The sequence below is a fragment of the Mycobacterium sp. 852002-51057_SCH5723018 genome, from assembly GCF_001667035.1.
Lineage (GTDB): Bacteria > Actinomycetota > Actinomycetes > Mycobacteriales > Mycobacteriaceae > Mycobacterium.
Genome location: NZ_LZIR01000035.1, coordinates 13,204 through 30,028 on the forward strand (window position 1 = coordinate 13,204; position 16,825 = coordinate 30,028).

Below are 16,825 nucleotides of genomic sequence, written 5' to 3' on the forward strand. Positions count from 1 at the left end.
ATGAAAACCGGTGTTCGACTCACGATCTCCTCGGTGTTGGGTCTTGCCGCATTCGGCTTGATCCTGTTCTTGCCGGCCGGGACGTTGAATTATTGGCAGGCTTGGCTTTTCATCGCCGTATTTGTGGTGGCCTCGATTGCGCCCACGATCTATCTGGCGCGGACGAACCCGGCGGCTCTGCAGCGACGCATGCACGCCGGACCCCGGGCGGAAACCAGGACCGCGCAAAAGGTCATCATCACCGGCTCGTTCCTGGATCTCTTCGCGATGATGGCATTCAGCGCGTTCGATCATCGGATGGGCTGGTCCACGGTGCCCGCGTGGCTGAGCGTGGTGGGAGACGTGTTGGTCGTAGCGGGACTCAGCATCGCCATGCTGGTAATCATCGAGAACAGTTACGCGGCCGCCACGGTGAGGGTAGAGACCGGCCAGAAGGTGGCCTCCGGCGGTCTCTACAAGTTCGTCCGGCATCCGATGTATGTCGGAAACGTCATCATGATGGTGGGCATGCCGTTGGCGCTGGGGTCTTACTGGGGGCTGCTCTTCGTCGTCCCGGGCGTCGCGGTGCTCGTCTTCCGCATCCTCGACGAGGAGAAGCTGCTGACCCAGGAGTTGGCGGGGTACGGCGAATACGCCCGGCGGGTGCGTTATCGGTTGGTGCCCAATGTGTGGTAGCCGGCCAACCGTCGCGCCTAGGGTATTCGCGTGGACCGCAATCCGGCACCAGCCCTCGACCGGCCGTGGCGACGACCCGGTGCCCTGCGATACGCGATAGAGCGGCTCCGCGGCATCGCCAAGCCGCCCGTCACGGTGACCGCTCCCCCGGCCGACGTCCTCGTCGAGCATGACGTCGGGGTCGCGACCCGCGACGGGACGGTGTTGCGCATCAACGTCTACCGGACGTCCGATCAAGACGCCCGACCGGTCATCCTGAGCATCCATCCCTACGGCAAGGACGAGCTGCCGACGCTTCGCGGCAAGAAGTCGACGTTCTCGGTGCAATACCGCGCGATACGCCAGCCGCGACCGGTGAGCTTCTCGACCCTGACCGGGTGGGAGGCCCCGGACCCGTCCTGGTGGACCGCGCACGGCTTCACGGTGGTCAACGCCGACTCGCGTGGCTGCGGGCACTCCGACGGCACCGGAAAGCTGTTGTCGCGCCAGGAGGCCGAGGACACCTATGACCTGATCGAGTGGATCGCGGGCCAGCCCTGGAGCGACGGCCGTGTCGTCATGCTCGGGGTGTCCTACCTGGCCATCAGCCAGTACGCCGTCGCCGCCCTGCGCCCGCCGGCGTTGCGCGCGATCTGCCCCTGGGAGGGCTTCACCGACGCGTATCGCGACCTGACCTTTCCCGGCGGGATACGCGAGTCGGGCTTCACCCGGCTGTGGTCAAGAAACATCCGTCGCGATTCGCGGCAGACCTACGTCCTCGCTCCGATGCAAGAAGAGCATCCGCTGCGCGACGACTTCTGGCGCTCGCTGGTGCCCGACCTGTCGGCGATCACGGTCCCGATGCTGGTCTGCGGCAGCTTCTCCGACAACAACCTGCACAGCCGCGGATCGATCTTGGCCTTCACGGACGGCGGCTCCAGCCACGCCCGCCTCTACACCCACCGGGGCGGCAAATGGGCGACCTTCTACTCCGAAGGGGCGCTGGCAGAACAGCTCAATTTCTTCCGCGGCGTGCTGGACGGCGTGGCCGGCTCCCGCAGCGTCCGGCTCGAGGTGCGCGAGGATCGCGACACCGTCACCGCCGTGCGCGAAGAGGCCGAATGGCCGCTTGCCCGGACCCGTTGGCGGCCAATCTATCTGGCCGCGGCCGGCCTACTGTCGCCCGAGCGGCCGGCGACGGCGGGCGCCGTCACGTTTGAAACCCGTTCCAACGCTGCGGCATTCAGCTGGACCGTCCCGGAGGACGTCGAGTTGACCGGCCCGATGGCCGCAAGGTTGTGGGTTCAACTGCAGGGCTGCGACGACGCGAACCTGTTCGTCGGCGTGGAGAAATGGCGCAGGGGGCGATTCGTAGGTTTCGAAGGGTCGTACGGCTACGGCCGTGACCGGGTAACCACCGGCTGGCAACGGGTCTCGCTGCGCGCGCTCGACCCACAGCTCTCGCGGCCATGGCAGCCCGTCGCGGCATGCACCGAGCCGCAGCCGGTTTCGCCCGGAGAGGTGGTCGCCGTCGATGTCGCGCTGGGCCCGTCGGCGACGTTGTTCCGCGCCGGCGAGCAGCTACGCCTGGTGGTCGCCGGGCGCTGGCTGTGGCCGCGGAACCCCATCACCGGCCAGTTCCCGGCGGCGTACGCGAACTCGGCGCGCGGTCGCGTCACCCTGCACTGGGGCCCTGACCACGACGCGCACCTGCTGATCCCGGAGATGCCCTAGTACGCCGAACAGTCGCAAAAGCTAGATCCAGACGCCCTTGCCCACCGCGACCACGCCGCCGGCGCTGATCGCGAAGCGCTCGCGATCCTTCTCGAGATCCACTCCGACCATCTCGCCGGGCCCGACGACGACGTTCTTGTCCAGGATCGCGTGGCGCACCACGGCCCCCCGGCCGACCCGGGCGCCCGGCATGATCACGCTGCCCTCGACGATCGCGCCGTCGTCGACCACCACGTTCGACGACAGCACGGAGTTGCGCACCGAGGACGCCGAGATGATGCTGCCGGCGCCCACCACCGATTCCTGCGCCGAGCCGCCGTTGACGAACTTGGCCGGCGCCAAGTTCTCCGACTCGCCGCGGATGGGCCAGCGCTTGTTGTACAGGTTGAACACCGGGTGCACCGACACCAGGTCCATGTGCGCGTCGTAGAACGCGTCCAGCGTTCCGACGTCACGCCAGTAGCCCCGGTCGCGGTCGGTGGCGCCGGGCACTTCGTTGTCGGAGAAGTCGTACACCGCGGCCATCCCGTCCTCCACCAACCGCGGGATGATGTCACCGCCCATGTCGTGATCGGAGTGGTCGTCGTCGGCGTCGGCGCGGATCGCATCGATGAGCACCTTGGTGGTGAAGATGTAGTTGCCCATCGAAGCGAACGTCGAATCGGGGTCGTCAGGGGTTCCCGGCGGATCCAGCGGCTTTTCCACGAAATTGCGGATTCGGCCGGAGTCGTCGGCGTCGATGCAACCGAATGCAGTGGCATCCGCCCGCGGAACCCGGATGCCGGCCACCGTTGCGCCGGCCCCGCTGTCGATGTGGAACCGGACCATCTGCTCGGGGTCCATGCGATACACGTGGTCCGCGCCGAAAACCACTATGTAATCAGGATCTTCGTCGTAGATCAGGTTGAGCGATTGATAGATCGCGTCGGCCGAACCGGTGTACCAGCGGGGCCCGAGGCGCTGCTGCGCCGGCACCGGCGTGATGTATTCGCCCGCCAGGCCGGACAACCGCCAGTTCTGCGAAATGTGACGGTCGAGTGAATGCGACTTGTATTGGGTGAGAACGCAGATCCTCAGATAGCGGGCATTGACGAGGTTGGACAACACGAAGTCGATCAGCCGGTAGGCACCACCAAAGGGGACTGCGGGTTTGGCCCGGTCCGCGGTCAGCGGATACAGCCGCTTGCCCTCACCGCCGGCCAGGACAATGCCCAGCACGTGGGGTGCTTCCCTCATGGCTCAAACCTAACGGCCGCCGAGAACCGCTGCCAGGGGAAAGCCCCGTTGTCGCTGTTCTGACGGACTGTCTGTCAAGGTATTTGGCTTAGTTCCCAAGACCCGATACCACCCATTATTGCTCAGCCCCGACTCGCGCCGGTTGCAGCCGCGCCGAACTCGAGCCCGATTGCCCGGATCGCCCCTGCCGCAATGCGCCTAGGAGTACCCACTCAACGCCCCGACATGCGGGGCGCCTCGTCGCCGACCCGGCCCAAACGTCCGCCTCCTCCACGCCCCGACATGCGGGGCGCCTCGTCGCCGACCCCGCCCAAACGTCCGCCTCCTCCACGCCCCGACATGCGGGGCGCCTCGTCGCCGAACTACGGTGCCGATATGCGGGTGGCGATGATGACGCGGGAGTACCCACCAGAGGTCTACGGCGGAGCCGGCGTACACGTCACCGAACTCGTCGCACAGCTGCGCCGCCTATGCCCCGTCGACGTACATTGCATCGGCGTGCCCCGTCCGGACGCCTTCGCCCACCAGCCGGACCCGCGCATGCGCGACGCCAATCCGGCGCTGTCTACGCTGTCCGCCGACCTGATGATGGTCAATGCGGCGTCGGCGGCGACCGTGGTGCATTCGCACACCTGGTACACCGGCCTGGCCGGGCACCTGACCGCGTTGCTCTACGGCATCCCCCACGTCCTGACCGCGCATTCGCTCGAGCCGCTGCGGCCGTGGAAGGCGGAACAGCTCGGCGGCGGCTACCGGCTGTCGACGTGGGTGGAGCAGACCGCGGTGCTGGCCGCCAACGCCATCATCGCGGTCAGCTCCGCGATGCGCGAGGACACCTTACGGGTGTACCCGACGCTGGACCCGAGCCTGGTGCACGTCATCCGCAACGGGGTCGATGCCAACGTGTGGTATCCCGCCGGCCCCGCGGAGAGCGGGTCGGTTCTCGCCGAACTGGGGGTCGATCCGAGCCGGCCCATCGTGGCGTTCGTGGGACGGATCACCCGGCAAAAGGGCGTCGCCCACCTGGTGGCGGCGGCGCATCGATTCAGCCCCGAGGTGCAACTGGTGCTGTGCGCCGGGGCGCCCGATACCCCGGAGCTGGGCGAGAAGGTTCGGGCCGCGGTCGCCGACCTGGCCCGCGACCGCGGTGGGGTGTTCTGGATCCGGGAAATGCTCCCCGTCGGAGAGCTGCGTGAAATACTCTCGGCCGCAACGGTTTTCGTATGCCCCTCGGTGTACGAGCCGTTAGGGATCGTGAACCTCGAGGCGATGGCCTGCGCGACGGCGGTGGTGGCCTCCGACGTGGGCGGGATACCGGAGGTGGTTGCCGACGGGATGACTGGGTCGCTGGTGCACTACGACGCCGACGACCCGGCCGGTTTTCAGGCCGGGTTGGCCGAGGCGGTCAATGAGCTGGTTGCCGATCCCGATAAAGCAAAGCGCTATGGCGAGGCGGGACGCCAACGCTGCATCGAGGACTTCTCCTGGGCCCACGTCGCCGAGCAGACGCTCGAGATCTACCGGAAGGTGGGGGGTGACAGGTCTTAGCTGGTAACGCCCTTGAGTTCGTCACCGAGGGCAGCGGCTTCGTCTGGCGTCAGCTCGACGACCAATCGACCGCCTCCCTCAAGTGGTACTCGCATCACGATGCCGCGCCCCTCTTTGGTTGCTTCCAGAGGACCGTCTCCGGTCCGGGGCTTCATCGCCGCCATCGAGTGCTCCCTCCAGATTCGAGCTGGCCCGCGTTCGCGGACCTGGCCGGCGCCGAGCATGCCCCGCCAGTGGATTTCCAGCCATACCCGACTTTGAACTGCATCGACTGCCAAATCACCCCCCCATTGTTCCCTATTCGCGTCGGCAGTTACACAAAGACCCGCCTCTCGGGACTCAGCTGACGGGCGAAGGCACCCAGCAATCTCGAATATGGTCGTCTACCATGCCGGTCGCCTGCATCAGCGCGTAGGCGGTAGTGGGCCCGACGAAGCGGAACCCGCGCCGCTTCAGTTCGCGCGCCATCGCCTTCGATTCGTCGCTGGCCGACGGGATTTCGGACCCGTCCGCCGGACGGGGCCGCGGTGAGGGCGCGAACGACCACAGCAGCTCCGACAGGTCCTCGGGAGACCCCAGCTCAGCGGCAGCACGCGCGTTGGCGATCGTCGCTTCGATCTTGGCCCGGTTGCGGACGATGCCCTGGTCGGCCATCAGCCGCTGCACGTCGGCGTCGCCGTAGCGGGCGATTTTCTCCATGTCGAACCCGTCGAAGGCGCGCCGGAAGTTGTCCCGCTTGCGCAGGATGATCAGCCACGACAGGCCGCTCTGGAAGGCCTCCAGGTTCATCCGCTCGAAGAGCGCCACCCCGTCGCGCACCGGGCGGCCCCATTCCTGATCGTGGTAGTTGCGGTACAGCTCGAAGTCCGGCCCGGGCCGGACCGAAGCCCAGCTGCACCGAATCAGTCCTTGGACGCTCGACTCGCTCACACTGTGTCCTGACGATCCTCGCCCTCGTGGGGTTCCGCGGGATCGCGCTCGTCCTCGGTGTCGTGGTCGGCGGCCGACGGTGCATGCACCGCGGCGAGCTGGCCGCGCAGCGCCTCGAGCTCACGGGCGAGCCGGTCCAGCACCCAGTCCACCTCGCTGGTCTTGTATCCGCGCAGCACCTGGGTGAATTTGACGGCGTCGACGTCGGCGCCGGTGACCCCGTAGGCGGGCAGCACCGTGGCCGTCGTGCCCCGCGGCAGGGGCGGTAGCTGCTCGCCACGACCGAACAGCAGGCTGGCCGCGCCGAACAGCACGATTGCCACCAGCACCAGCACCACCAGGTAAAGCAACACCAACGCCACGTGACTGATATTGCCCTATAGCGCCGACAACTCGGCGATCAGCGTGGCCTCAAACAGACCTGAGCCCGTTCATCGGCGGCCGGTCCACCAACGACACCGGCGAGGTGTGCTGGGTGTAGCCCTCCCCGTCGGAGCCGTCGGGGCCGTCGGCGAAGAACTGGGTCAGCCCGACCCCGGAGTCGGGGATCCCGCAGCGCGACAGCAGCGTCGCGATGACCTGGCGGCTCATCGCGCCCAGCTCGCCCAGCGGCCGGTTGCGGTGCGCCCGCACGCCCAGGTTGACCTGGGCGATCGCGTCCAGGCCGAGCCGGTCGAAGGTGTCGACCAGCAGGCCGATCTCCACGCCGTAGCCCGGCGCGAAGGGCAGCGAGCTCAGCAGCTCCCGGCTCGCCGCGTACTCGCCCCCGAGCGGCTGCAGGATGCAGCCCAGCTCCGGCCGCAGCGCGGCCAGCAACGGCCGGGCCACCAGCTCGGTGACCCGCCCACCACCGCTGGCCCCCGCGCTGGCACCGGCATCGCCGACGCCCAGCGGTCGCCGGTAGAAGCTCTTCACCAGGTGGATCCGGTCGCAGGTGAGCAGCGGCGCCACCAGCCACGGCACGAACATCGGGTGCGGGTTGATCAGGTCGGAGTCGACGAACACCACGATGTCGCCGCTGGTGGCCGCGAGCGAGCGCCATAGCGCCTCACCCTTGCCGGGCCGCACGGGCACCTCGGGCAGCGCCTGTTCGCGGCTGACGACGCGGGCGCCGGCGGCGATGGCGCGGATCTCGGTGTCGTCGGTGGAGCCGGAGTCCAGCACAATCAGCTCGTCGACCAGGCCGTCGACCAGCGGCGAGATGCTCTCGATCACCGATTCGACCGTTTCTTCCTCGTTGAGGGCCGGCAACACCACCGAGATGGTCCGCCCGGCCTTCGCCTCTTTCAGCTCGCCGACCGTCCAGGCGCGACGGTTGCGGCTGCGGTCGGACAACCAGATGTCTCCCGGCCGCGAGGCGAACACGCCGTCCCTGGCGAGATCGACCAGCTCCGATGCCGTCATGCGAGCCCCCTCACCGTCCGCGCCGGCGGGCGCGTGCCCTGGATCGAGGCCACCATCTCGAGCACCCGCCGGGTGGCCGCGACCTGGTGGACCCGAAACATCCGCGCACCGGCGGCCGCCGCCAGCGCGGTGGCCGCCAGCGTCCCCTCGAGCCGTTCGGTCAATGCCACCCCCAAAGTCTCCCCGACGAAGTCCTTGTTGCTCAAAGCGAGGAGCACGGGCCATCCGGTGTTAACAAGATCGTCCACATGGCGCAACACGAGCAGCCCGTGGAAGGTGTTCTTGCCGAAGTCGTGGGCCGGGTCGATCAGCACGCGGTCGCGGGCCACCCCGCACGCGACCGCCCGCTCGGCCGCGGCGCTGACGCGGCGAATCACGTCGTCCACCACACCGCGCGTGCTGGTCCCATAGCTCACCCGAAACGGACGCGTGCGCGGCAGCGCGCCGCCCGTGTGCGAGCACACCAGGCCCGCCCCGAACTCGGCGGCCACCTCGGGCAGCGCGGGGTCGATGCCGCCCCACGTGTCGTTGATCAGGTCCGCTCCCGCGGCGCAGGCCACCCGGGCCACGCCCGAGCGCCAGGTGTCGACGCTGATCACCTGGTCGGGGTAGGCGTCGCGGAGCCATTCGATGAACGGCACCAGCCGGGCGATCTCCGTGTTCTCGTCGACGGTTTCGCCAGGGCCGGCCTTGACCCCGCCGACGTCGACGACATCGGCGCCCTCGGCGATGGCGCGGTGCGCGGCGTCGCGGGCGGCCTCGTCGCTGAAGGTCGCGCCCCGGTCGTAGAACGAGTCCGGGGTGCGGTTGACGATCGCCATGATCAGCGGGCGATCGCTCGCGACCGGCCGGCCGCACAGAGTCGCGTGGCCGGCCGCCGCCGGCGGTGTCGCAGGGCCGGCCGACGCCGGCGGTGTCGCATGCACGCGTCTATGGTGCCCGGTCTGGTCCTCCAGGGTGCGGCCAGCCGCACCCTGAACGCCGCACCTGCGGCAAGCCGCACATTCGGCGCGGTCAGCGCAAGCCCGTCAGCCTTGCGGTCGCTTACCCGCCGCCACCTCGTCGGGGTATGCGTCGTAGTACGGCACATAGCCCTCATCGCGGCCGGCCAGCACATACAGCGGATCCTTGACGTCGGAACCGTAGCCCTGCTCGCGCAGCTCCACCTTGCGGCTCTTGAACGTGGTGGTGTACTCCAGCGTCTTCACCAGCCGCACGAACAACGGCAGCGCGTAGGGCGGCAGCTCGTCGTACACCGCGCGGGCCAGGGACTTGCCGTCGAATTCGGCGCCGTCGCGCAGCTGGACCGCGGCCATCCCGGCCCGCCCGCCGGTGCGCGGAATCTCCACGCCGAAGACCGTGCATTCCTCGACGGAGTCGTCGGAGGCCAGCGCCGCCTCGACCTGAGTGGTGGCGACGTTTTCGCCCTTCCACCGGAAGGTGTCGCCGAGCCGGTCGACGAACGCCGCGTGCCCCATGCCCTGCGGGCTCATCACGTCGCCCGAGTTGAACCAGCAGTCGCCCTCACGAAAAGCGTTGCGCACCAACTTCTTTTCGGTCGAGTCCTGGTCGGTGTAGCCGTCGAACGGCTGCAGCCGGTTGACCGGGCTCAGCAGCAGCCCGGGCTGGCCGGCGGGCACCCGGCGCACCCGCCCGTTCTCGTCACGCAGCGGTGCGCCGGTGTCGGGGTCGTATTCCACGTAGGCCAGCGGCATCGGGAAGACGCCGGTGCTGCGGGGCACGTTGAAGACGTTGATGAACGCGGTGTTGCCCTCGCTGGACGCGTAGAACTCGCAGACGCGCGCGATGCCGAATCGCTTGGTGAACTCGTCCCATATCTCGGGACGCAGCCCGTTGCCGGCGATCACCCGCACCTTGTGCGCGCGGTCCGTCGGCTTGGGCGGCTGGTTGAGCAGGTACCGGCAGATCTCGCCGATGTAGATGAACGCCGTTGCGTCGTTGGCGATCACCTCGTCCCAGAACTTCGACGCCGAAAACGACTTGCCCAGCGCCAGCGTCGCCCCGGAGTTGATCACCGACGACAACGCCACCGTCAGCGCGTTGTTGTGGTACAGCGGCAGGCAGCAATACAGCGTGTCGGAGCTCTTGAGCCGCAGCCCGATTCCCCCGAACGCGGCGAGCGCCTTGAGCCAGCGCAGATGGGTCATGACGCTGGCCTTGGGGAATCCCGTTGTGCCCGAGGTGAAGATGTAGAAGGCGGTGTCTCGGGCCTGCACGGCCGACACCGACGCCGGGTTGGCGGCCGGCGCGCTCTCGGCGAATCGCTCCAGGTCTTCGACGGTCACCGTCTCGGCGCTGCCCGAGCCGCCGCACTCGGCGACGGCGCTGACCAGGTCGGTCTCCGCGACCAGCACCTTGGCGTCCAGCAGGCCGAGGCTGTGCGCCAGCACCTCGCCGCGCTGGTGATAGTTGAGCATGCCGGCGACCGCCCCGCACTTGACCGCGGCCAGCATCGCAAGCACCGCGTTGGGCGAGTTGCGCAGCATGATCGCGACGACGTCGCCGCGGCCGACGCCGCGCGCGGCCAGCACCGCGGCGTACCGGTTGGCGGCCGCGTTGGCGTCGCGGTAGGTCAGTTGCCGGTCGCCGAACCTCAGAAAGATCCGGTCGCCGTAGCGGGCGGCCCGCTCCTGGAACACCTTGCCGATCGATTTGTGCGAGCCCGGCTGGGCCAGCAGCCCGGTCAGCGCCCCACGCACGATCACCGGCGTGTCGGCCAGGACGCCCGGCACCCGAGATGCGATATCGGTCAGCCTGACCGCCGTGCGGGCTCCCCCGTCGTGATCGGACACGTGATCCCCTCGATTCCCTTCGGCACACTCGGCTGACCTGAGGCCCGCGGTCGTCAGGCGGGTGCGCACACCTCGATTGCGGCACCCACCTTATCCACCAGCACCAACCGGTCCATCGCAGCCTGCGCGATGTAGCCGCTGTCGAGCAATCCGTTCAGCCAGAGCCACAGGCCTTCGTAATGCCCGAAGGGATCCAGCAACACGATGGGTTTGCCGTGCACGCCGAGGTAGCCCGTCGTCCAGGCGTCGAACAGCTCGTCGAGGGTGCCGACGCCGCCGGGGAGGACTACAAACGCATCGGAGCGGGCTTCCATCACCTGTTTCCGCTCGTGCATGGTGTCGGTGACGATCAGCTCGTCGGCTTCGACGTCGGCGAGTTCGTCGCGCATCAGGTGCTGCGGGATGACGCCGACGGTGCGGCCACCGCGGGCGCGCGCCGCGGTCGCCACCGCACCCATCGCCGACACCCGGCCGCCGCCCCACACCAGGGTCCAGCCGCGCTCGGCGATCGCCTCGCCGAGTTCCGCAGCGAGCTCGAGTAATTCGGGATGCTCCGGGCCGGACGCGCAGTACACGCACACTGCCAATTCGCGTTCGGCGCCCATACAACGAAAGGTAGACCACGCCCGATGCGGACCTCACACCGCGCGCAATAAAATCCGGGCGGTGCCGATTCGATGGAACGTCCCCGAGCACGCGGCGGCCTCCCAGCGGCTGGATGCGGCGCTGGGCGCCGGGCGGGCCGGATCATCGCCGGGCGGGGCGGTCGTGCTCGGACCCGACGGCTGCGGCAAATCCACGCTGGCCCGATTGGCGGCCGAAAAGCACGGCCACGCGCTCACCCGCTGGGTAACCGGCACTCCGACCGAGCGCGTCGTGCCGTTCGGCGCCTTCAGCCACCTTGTACACATCGCGGAGGTCGGTAAGCCGGCCGCGCTGTTGCGCGCGGCCCGGGCCTCCCTGGGCGGGGACGATCTGCTGCTCGTCGTCGACGACGCCCACGACCTGGACGTCCTGTCGGCCACGCTGGTGTACCAGCTGGCCCTGGCCGGCACGGCCCGGATGATCGTCACCGCCCGCGCCCCCGACTTCGGGGCCGCACCCGAGGCCATCGCGGCGCTGTGGACCGACGACCTGCTCGAGCGCATCGACGTCGAGGCACCCGGCGGGGTGACCACCGCGGGCCAGGTTGACGCCTTCATCGCCGAGCTACCCGCCGCGGCGCGGTCGGTGCTGGACTATCTGTCCGTCCAGGAGCCGCTGTCGCTCGCCGATTTGACCATCCTCGCCGGGGACGGCGCGGTGACGGAGGCCGCGGACTGGGGCGCCGCCGAAACCCGGGTCCGCGGCGGGCGTTCTGACGACCCGGTGGTCTACACGGCGCACCCGCTGTTCGCCGAGCGGGCGCTGGCCGCGCTCGGCGCCGACGACGCGCGGCGGCGGCGGACCGAGGTGGTCAAGCTGCTCTCGCAGCATCCCACCGACCACCTCAGCGACCAGCTGCGGCTGACCTCGCTGGCGCTGGACAGCGACGCGCCCCAGCGGGCCGCCGAGGTCGTCGCCGCCGCGCAGCAGGCGCTGCGGCTGGGCGACCTCGCGCTAGGCGAGCGACTGGCGAGGTCGGCGCTGGAGCGGTCCGGCGGCCTGGCGGCGCGGCTGGCGCTCGCACACGCCCTGGCCTGGCGGGGCCGGGGCCGGGAGGCCGACGCGGTGCTGGCCGCCGTCGACCCCACCGCGCTGGCCGAGCCCGCACTCATGGACTGGACGCTGCTGCGGGCCGCCAACCAGTTCTGGATGCTCAGCGAGCCGGAGCGGGCCACGGCGTTCCTGCGCACCATCCGCAACCGGGTTGCCGACGAGGGCCCGCGCACCACCCTGGACGCGCTGAGCGCCACCTTCGCGATGAACGCGGGCAACGTCGGGCATGCCGTCAAGGTCACCGGCGAGGTGCTGGCGTCCCCGTCTGCCGACGATCAGGCGGTGGCGTGGGCGGCCAGCGCCGCCGCACTGTGTGCGGCGCGGCAGGGCCGTTTCGACGACGTCGAGCCGCTGGCGCAGCGCGCCCTTGGCGCCGAGCATCCCGGGCTGCTGCGCTTCACCATCGGGCTGGGCCAGACCACCTCGCTTTTGATGGCCGGCCGGCTCGAGGAGGCGCGGCAACTCGCCGAGCAGTTCACCGACTTCGCCGAGCTGCAGCAGCCGGGCCGCGCGATCGGCGAGGTGCTGCTGGCGCACGTGCTGCTCGCCGAAGGCGAATTCGCCCGCGCCGCAGCGCTACTCGCACCGGCGGCCGCCACGTTGGATCGTACCGGCTACTCGTGGGGGCCGCTGTCGCTGACGCTGTTGGCCACCGCGCTGGCCCAGCAGGGCGACACCGCCGCGACGGCGAAAGCGTTGAGCAGAGCCGAGTCTCGGCACGGGACCAAGTCGGCGCTGTTCGCCCCGGAGCTCGGTGTGGCGCGGGCATGGCGGCTGGCGGTGATGCGCGACCCGCACGGCGCCGTGGCCGCCGCCCGCGACGCCGCCCGGATGGCCGAGCGCGGCGGGCAGCCGGCCGTGGCGCTGCGCGCCTGGCACGAGGCCGTCCGCCTCGGGGATGTCCGCGCGGTGGATCCGCTGACCCGGTTGGGCGAAATCGACTGCGCCGTGGGCAGAATCGCCCTTGCCCATGCGCGGGCCCTGGCGGCCGGCGACAGCGCGGCGCTGCGCGCGGTGTCCGATGACCTGGCCGCGGCGGGGATGCACGCGGCGGCCGCGAATGCCGCCGAACAGGCGCGGCGGCACGAAACCCGGTAGCCCCCAACGCAAACGGCGCGCCGCATTGTGTGCGAACTGTGACGCCGTCGTGTTACCGCGGTGATTATTACGCCTCACTGTTTGCAGGACCATGCGTATCCGCCCTGCTCGTGTGGCCGGCCTGCTCGCTGCCGGCCTGCTGATTGCCGCGCTGACGACGGACGCATCCTCGGTCGTGGCCCCGCCGGCCGCGCCGGCCGCGCCCACCGGGCCGACGCTGCCGCTGGGCCACGTCGGCCGGTGGATGACCGACACCGACGGCCGCGTCGTGGTGCTGCACGGTCTCAACCAGGTGTACAAGGTGCCGCCCTACGAGCCGTCCGCCGACGGGTTCGGCGACGACGACGCTGCTTTCCTGCAGGCCAGCGGTTTCAACGCGATGCGACTGGGCGTCATCTGGGCGGCCGTGGAGCCGCAGCCGCTCACCTACGACGACAACTACCTCGCCTCGATCGCGCAGACGGTGGCGACGCTGGCCGCACACGGCATCGTCAGCCTGCTCGACTTCCATCAAGACCTCTACAACGAGGCGTTCCAGGGCGAGGGCGCACCGGCGTGGGCGGTGCAATCGGCCGGGCTGCCCAACCCGCAACTCGGCTTCCCCGGCAACTATTTCGCCAACCCCGCCGAGGAGCATGCCTGGCACGCCTTTTGGCGTGACGCGCCGGCGCCGGACGGCATCGGGCTGCAGGACCACTACACGCGCGCCTGGGCGCACGTCGCGTCCGCCTTTCGCGGCAACCCGGGCGTGTTCGGCTACGAGGTGCTCAACGAGCCGTGGCCCGGCTTCATCTGGGAGGGCTGCTTCAACCCGGTCCTGGGCTGCCCGCTGCAGGACCACAAGCTGACCGAGTTCTACCGCAAGGTCGTGCCGGCGATCCGCGCCGCCGACCCGACCACGCTGGTGTTCTTCGAGCCGAACACCTTGTTCGACGAGGGAATCCACACCGACCTCGGCCACATCGTCGACCCGAGCACCGGCTTCTCCTTCCACGACTACTGCGCCATCGAAGCGGTGCTGCACAAAAACATCACCTGCCGCTTCGAGGACGGGCTCACGATCACCAACGCGAGCCTCTACGCGGACTTCAATCACGTCCCGCCGCTGTTGACGGAGTTCGGCGCCACCAACGACCTGAACAACCTCGCAGAGGTGATGCGCCACACTGACCGCCACCGGATGGGCTGGCTGGAGTGGGCGTACACCGGCAACGACAAGACGAGCTCGTCGCCGAACGACCAGGCGCTGGTTTTCGACCCCAGCCAGCCACCGACCGGCGCCAACGTCAACGCGGCCAAGCTCGGGGTGCTCGCCGCCCCGTACCCCCAGGTGATCGCCGGCACGCCGAGGGACTGGTCGTTTCGGTCGGGCGTCTTCCGGCTGGGCTACTCGACCGAGCGGGCCGACCGCGCCGGCCGCTTCGCCCCCGGAGCGCAGACGTTCATCTCGGTGCCCCCGGTCGAGTATCCGAACGGGTATCACGTGAGCGTCACAGGCGGACAGGCGGTTTCGGCGCCGAACGCCCCCGTGCTGACGGTCGTGGCGGACGCCGGCGCGGCCACGGTCGACGTCGTCGTGACGCCGTGAGGCACCGCTAGCGGCTCAGATAGCGGCGCAGCATCTCCACCGCGGCGGTGATGTTGGCGACCGGCACCCGTTCGTCGCGGCGGTGCGTCACGTTCGGGTCGCCCGGCCCGAAATTGACCGCCGGTATGCCCAGCGCGGCGAACCGCGCCACATCGGTCCAGCCGTACTTCGCCCGGACCCGCCCCCCGGCGGCCTCGACCAGCGCCTTGGCCGCCGGTTGTGAGAGGCCGGGCAGCGCGCCCGCCGCGGCGTCGGTCTGCTCGATCTGCACGTCGAGGCCGTCGAGGACGTCGTGCACGTGTTGCAGTGCCCCGGCCACCGACCGGTCGGGTGCAAAGCGGAAGTTGACCGTCACCGACGCCGCGTCGGGAATCACGTTGCCGGCCACCCCGCCGTCGATGCGCACCGCCGACAGGCCCTCGCGGTAGACGCACCCGTCGATGTCGACGATGCGCGCGCTGTAGGAGGCCAGTCGGTCCAAGACGGCGCCCAGCTTGTGAATTGCGTTGTCGCCCAACCAGGATCGCGCCGAGTGGGCGCGGGTTCCGGTGGCGCTGATCAACACCCGCAGCGTGCCCTGGCAGCCGGCCTCGATGTAGCCGGCGGTGGGCTCACCCAGGATGGCCACATCGGCGGCCAGCCAGTCCGGCAGCTCGCGCTGAATGCGCCCCAAACCGTTTGCCGCGGCGTCGATTTCCTCGCAGTCGTAGAACACCAGCGTCAGGTCGTGCGCCGGCTCGGCCACGGTGGCCGCCAGGTGCAGGAAGACCGCGTCACCGGATTTCATGTCTGCGGTGCCGCAGCCATAGAGGTCGCCGTTCTCGCGGTGACTGGGCAGGTTTCCCGCCACCGGGACGGTGTCGAGGTGCCCGGCGAACAGCACCCGCGACGGCCGCTGCCGCCGGGTGCGGGCCAGCACCGCGTTGCCGTTGCGGATGATCTCGTATCCCAAAGCCGCGGGAGTCTGGGCGCGCAGCGCCGCCTCCACCTCGTCGGCAAGGCGCGCCTCGTCCCTCGATTCGCTGGGGATGTCGACCAGCGCCGCGGTCAGCTCGATCGGGTCCCCGCGCAAGTCCAGCACCGTTCCATTCTGCCCAGCAGACGCAAAAGCTCCATTTTCACCGGCGTGTCGGGGGCTTTTGTGTCTGCTCGGCCAGAGAAAGTAACCTTTCCGCCGTGACTGGAGCTGCAGGCATCGGCCTGGCGACGCTGGCCAACGACGGGTCGATCCTCGACACGTGGTTCCCCGCACCGGAACTGACCGAATCGGCCACCAGCGCCACATCGCGACTCGCGCTGTCCGACGTGCCCCCGGAGCTGGTCGGGCTGGTCGGCCGCGACGACGACCGCGGCACCGAGACCATCGCCGTGTGCACGGTCATCGGCTCGCTCGACGACGTGGCCGCCGACGCCTACGACGCCTACCTGCGGCTGCATCTGCTGTCGCATCGGATGGTGGCGCCGCACGGGCTGAACGCCGGCGGCTTGTTCGGGGTATTGACCAACGTCGTGTGGACTAACCGCGGGCCCTGCGCGGTCGCGGGCTTCGAGGCGGTCCGGGCGCGGCTGCGCCGCCACGGGCCGGTGACCGTCTACGGGGTCGACAAGTTCCCGCGGATGGTCGACTACGTCCTGCCGCCCGGGGTCCGCATCGCCGACGCCGACCGGGTCCGGCTGGGCGCCCACCTGGCGCCGGGCACCACGGTGATGCACGAGGGCTTCGTCAACTACAACGCCGGCACCCTGGGCGCATCGATGGTCGAAGGCCGCATCTCGGCCGGCGTGGTGGTGGGCGACGGCTCGGATATCGGCGGCGGCGCATCCATCATGGGCACGCTGTCCGGCGGTGGCACGGACGTCATCTCGATCGGCAAGCGCTGCCTGCTCGGCGCCAACGCGGGGCTGGGCATCTCACTGGGCGACGACTGCGTCGTCGAGGCCGGGCTCTATGTCACCGCCGGCACCAAGGTCACCACGCCCGACGGCGAAACGGTCAAGGCCCGCGAGCTCTCCGGCGCCAACAACCTGCTGTTCCGGCGCAACTCGGTGACCGGCGCGGTCGAGGTGGTGGCCCGCGACGGCCAGGGCATCGCGCTCAACGAGGACCTGCACGCCAACTGAG

The 16,825-nt window shown here is 69.6% G+C and carries 15 protein-coding genes; 6 read left to right on the forward strand and 9 right to left on the reverse strand.

Features of this window, described 5'->3' with window-relative positions; genetic code table 11:
- Window positions 1-675 carry an isoprenylcysteine carboxylmethyltransferase family protein gene (locus A5764_RS08670; RefSeq protein WP_067111671.1) on the forward strand — a complete coding sequence of 225 codons (675 nt, stop codon included), beginning with the start codon at window positions 1-3 and terminating at the stop codon, window positions 673-675.
- A gap of 30 nt (window positions 676-705) precedes the next feature.
- Window positions 706-2,388, forward strand: a complete 1,683-nt coding sequence (locus A5764_RS08675; RefSeq protein ID WP_067111674.1) for a CocE/NonD family hydrolase — start codon at window positions 706-708, stop codon at window positions 2,386-2,388.
- Between the two features lie 21 nt (window positions 2,389-2,409).
- Here the strand turns inward: A5764_RS08675 and glgC are convergent, their stop codons facing one another.
- Window positions 2,410-3,624 carry a glucose-1-phosphate adenylyltransferase gene (gene glgC / locus A5764_RS08680; protein ID WP_067111677.1) on the reverse strand — a complete coding sequence of 405 codons (1,215 nt, stop codon included), beginning with the start codon at window positions 3,622-3,624 and terminating at the stop codon, window positions 2,410-2,412.
- Window positions 3,625-3,999: 375 nt separating this feature from the next.
- Between glgC and glgA the strand changes: the two genes are divergently transcribed.
- Window positions 4,000-5,172, forward strand: a complete 1,173-nt coding sequence (gene glgA, locus A5764_RS08685) for a glycogen synthase (protein WP_067111829.1) — start codon at window positions 4,000-4,002, stop codon at window positions 5,170-5,172.
- Here the strand turns inward: glgA and A5764_RS27315 are convergent.
- The 7 genes from A5764_RS27315 to A5764_RS08715 all read right to left on the reverse strand — a co-directional run bounded on the left by A5764_RS27315 (window position 5,169) and on the right by A5764_RS08715 (window position 10,924).
- On the reverse strand, window positions 5,169-5,336 hold the full coding sequence (locus A5764_RS27315) for a DUF3117 domain-containing protein (protein ID WP_003406247.1): 168 nt from the start codon (window positions 5,334-5,336) through the stop codon (window positions 5,169-5,171). The two genes, glgA and A5764_RS27315, sit on opposite strands and share 4 nt — an antisense overlap.
- A gap of 175 nt (window positions 5,337-5,511) precedes the next feature.
- The gene (locus A5764_RS08690) at window positions 5,512-6,102 is read right to left on the reverse strand and encodes a DNA-3-methyladenine glycosylase I (RefSeq protein WP_067111680.1); all 591 of its coding nucleotides are present in this window, start codon (window positions 6,100-6,102) and stop codon (window positions 5,512-5,514) included.
- A complete protein-coding gene (locus tag A5764_RS08695) occupies window positions 6,099-6,464 on the reverse strand; it encodes a DivIVA domain-containing protein (protein ID WP_067111683.1) in 366 nt (121 codons plus the stop codon). Before A5764_RS08695 ends, A5764_RS08690 begins: the two co-directional genes overlap by 4 nt.
- A gap of 49 nt (window positions 6,465-6,513) precedes the next feature.
- A complete protein-coding gene (locus A5764_RS08700) occupies window positions 6,514-7,506 on the reverse strand; it encodes a glucosyl-3-phosphoglycerate synthase (protein WP_067111686.1) in 993 nt (330 codons plus the stop codon).
- Window positions 7,503-8,327, reverse strand: a complete 825-nt coding sequence (gene folP, locus A5764_RS08705; protein ID WP_067111689.1) for a dihydropteroate synthase — start codon at window positions 8,325-8,327, stop codon at window positions 7,503-7,505. Before folP ends, A5764_RS08700 begins: the two co-directional genes overlap by 4 nt.
- 207 nt (window positions 8,328-8,534) lie before the next feature.
- The gene (fadD6, locus tag A5764_RS08710; protein WP_067111692.1) at window positions 8,535-10,319 is read right to left on the reverse strand and encodes a long-chain-acyl-CoA synthetase FadD6; all 1,785 of its coding nucleotides are present in this window, start codon (window positions 10,317-10,319) and stop codon (window positions 8,535-8,537) included.
- A gap of 53 nt (window positions 10,320-10,372) precedes the next feature.
- Window positions 10,373-10,924: a TIGR00730 family Rossman fold protein gene (locus A5764_RS08715; protein ID WP_067111694.1), complete on the reverse strand. Its 552-nt coding sequence runs from the start codon at window positions 10,922-10,924 to the stop codon at window positions 10,373-10,375.
- Window positions 10,925-10,985: 61 nt separating this feature from the next.
- On the opposite strand from A5764_RS08715, the gene A5764_RS08720 reads away from it, so the two are divergent.
- The gene (locus A5764_RS08720) at window positions 10,986-13,115 is read left to right on the forward strand and encodes an AAA family ATPase (RefSeq protein WP_067111697.1); all 2,130 of its coding nucleotides are present in this window, start codon (window positions 10,986-10,988) and stop codon (window positions 13,113-13,115) included.
- Between the two features lie 112 nt (window positions 13,116-13,227).
- Entirely contained in the window at window positions 13,228-14,703 is a 1,476-nt protein-coding gene (locus A5764_RS08725) for a cellulase family glycosylhydrolase (protein WP_067111700.1), read from the forward strand.
- Window positions 14,704-14,710: 7 nt separating this feature from the next.
- Here the strand turns inward: A5764_RS08725 and dapE are convergent, their stop codons facing one another.
- Window positions 14,711-15,784 (reverse strand): succinyl-diaminopimelate desuccinylase, encoded by a 1,074-nt coding sequence (dapE, locus tag A5764_RS08730; protein ID WP_067111703.1) that lies wholly within the window; start codon window positions 15,782-15,784, stop codon window positions 14,711-14,713.
- A gap of 95 nt (window positions 15,785-15,879) precedes the next feature.
- Here dapE and dapD point away from each other — a divergent pair, with 95 nt between their 5' ends.
- Entirely contained in the window at window positions 15,880-16,824 is a 945-nt protein-coding gene (gene dapD, locus A5764_RS08735) for a 2,3,4,5-tetrahydropyridine-2,6-dicarboxylate N-succinyltransferase (protein WP_067111706.1), read from the forward strand.
- The last annotated feature ends 1 nt before the right edge of the window (window position 16,825 follow it).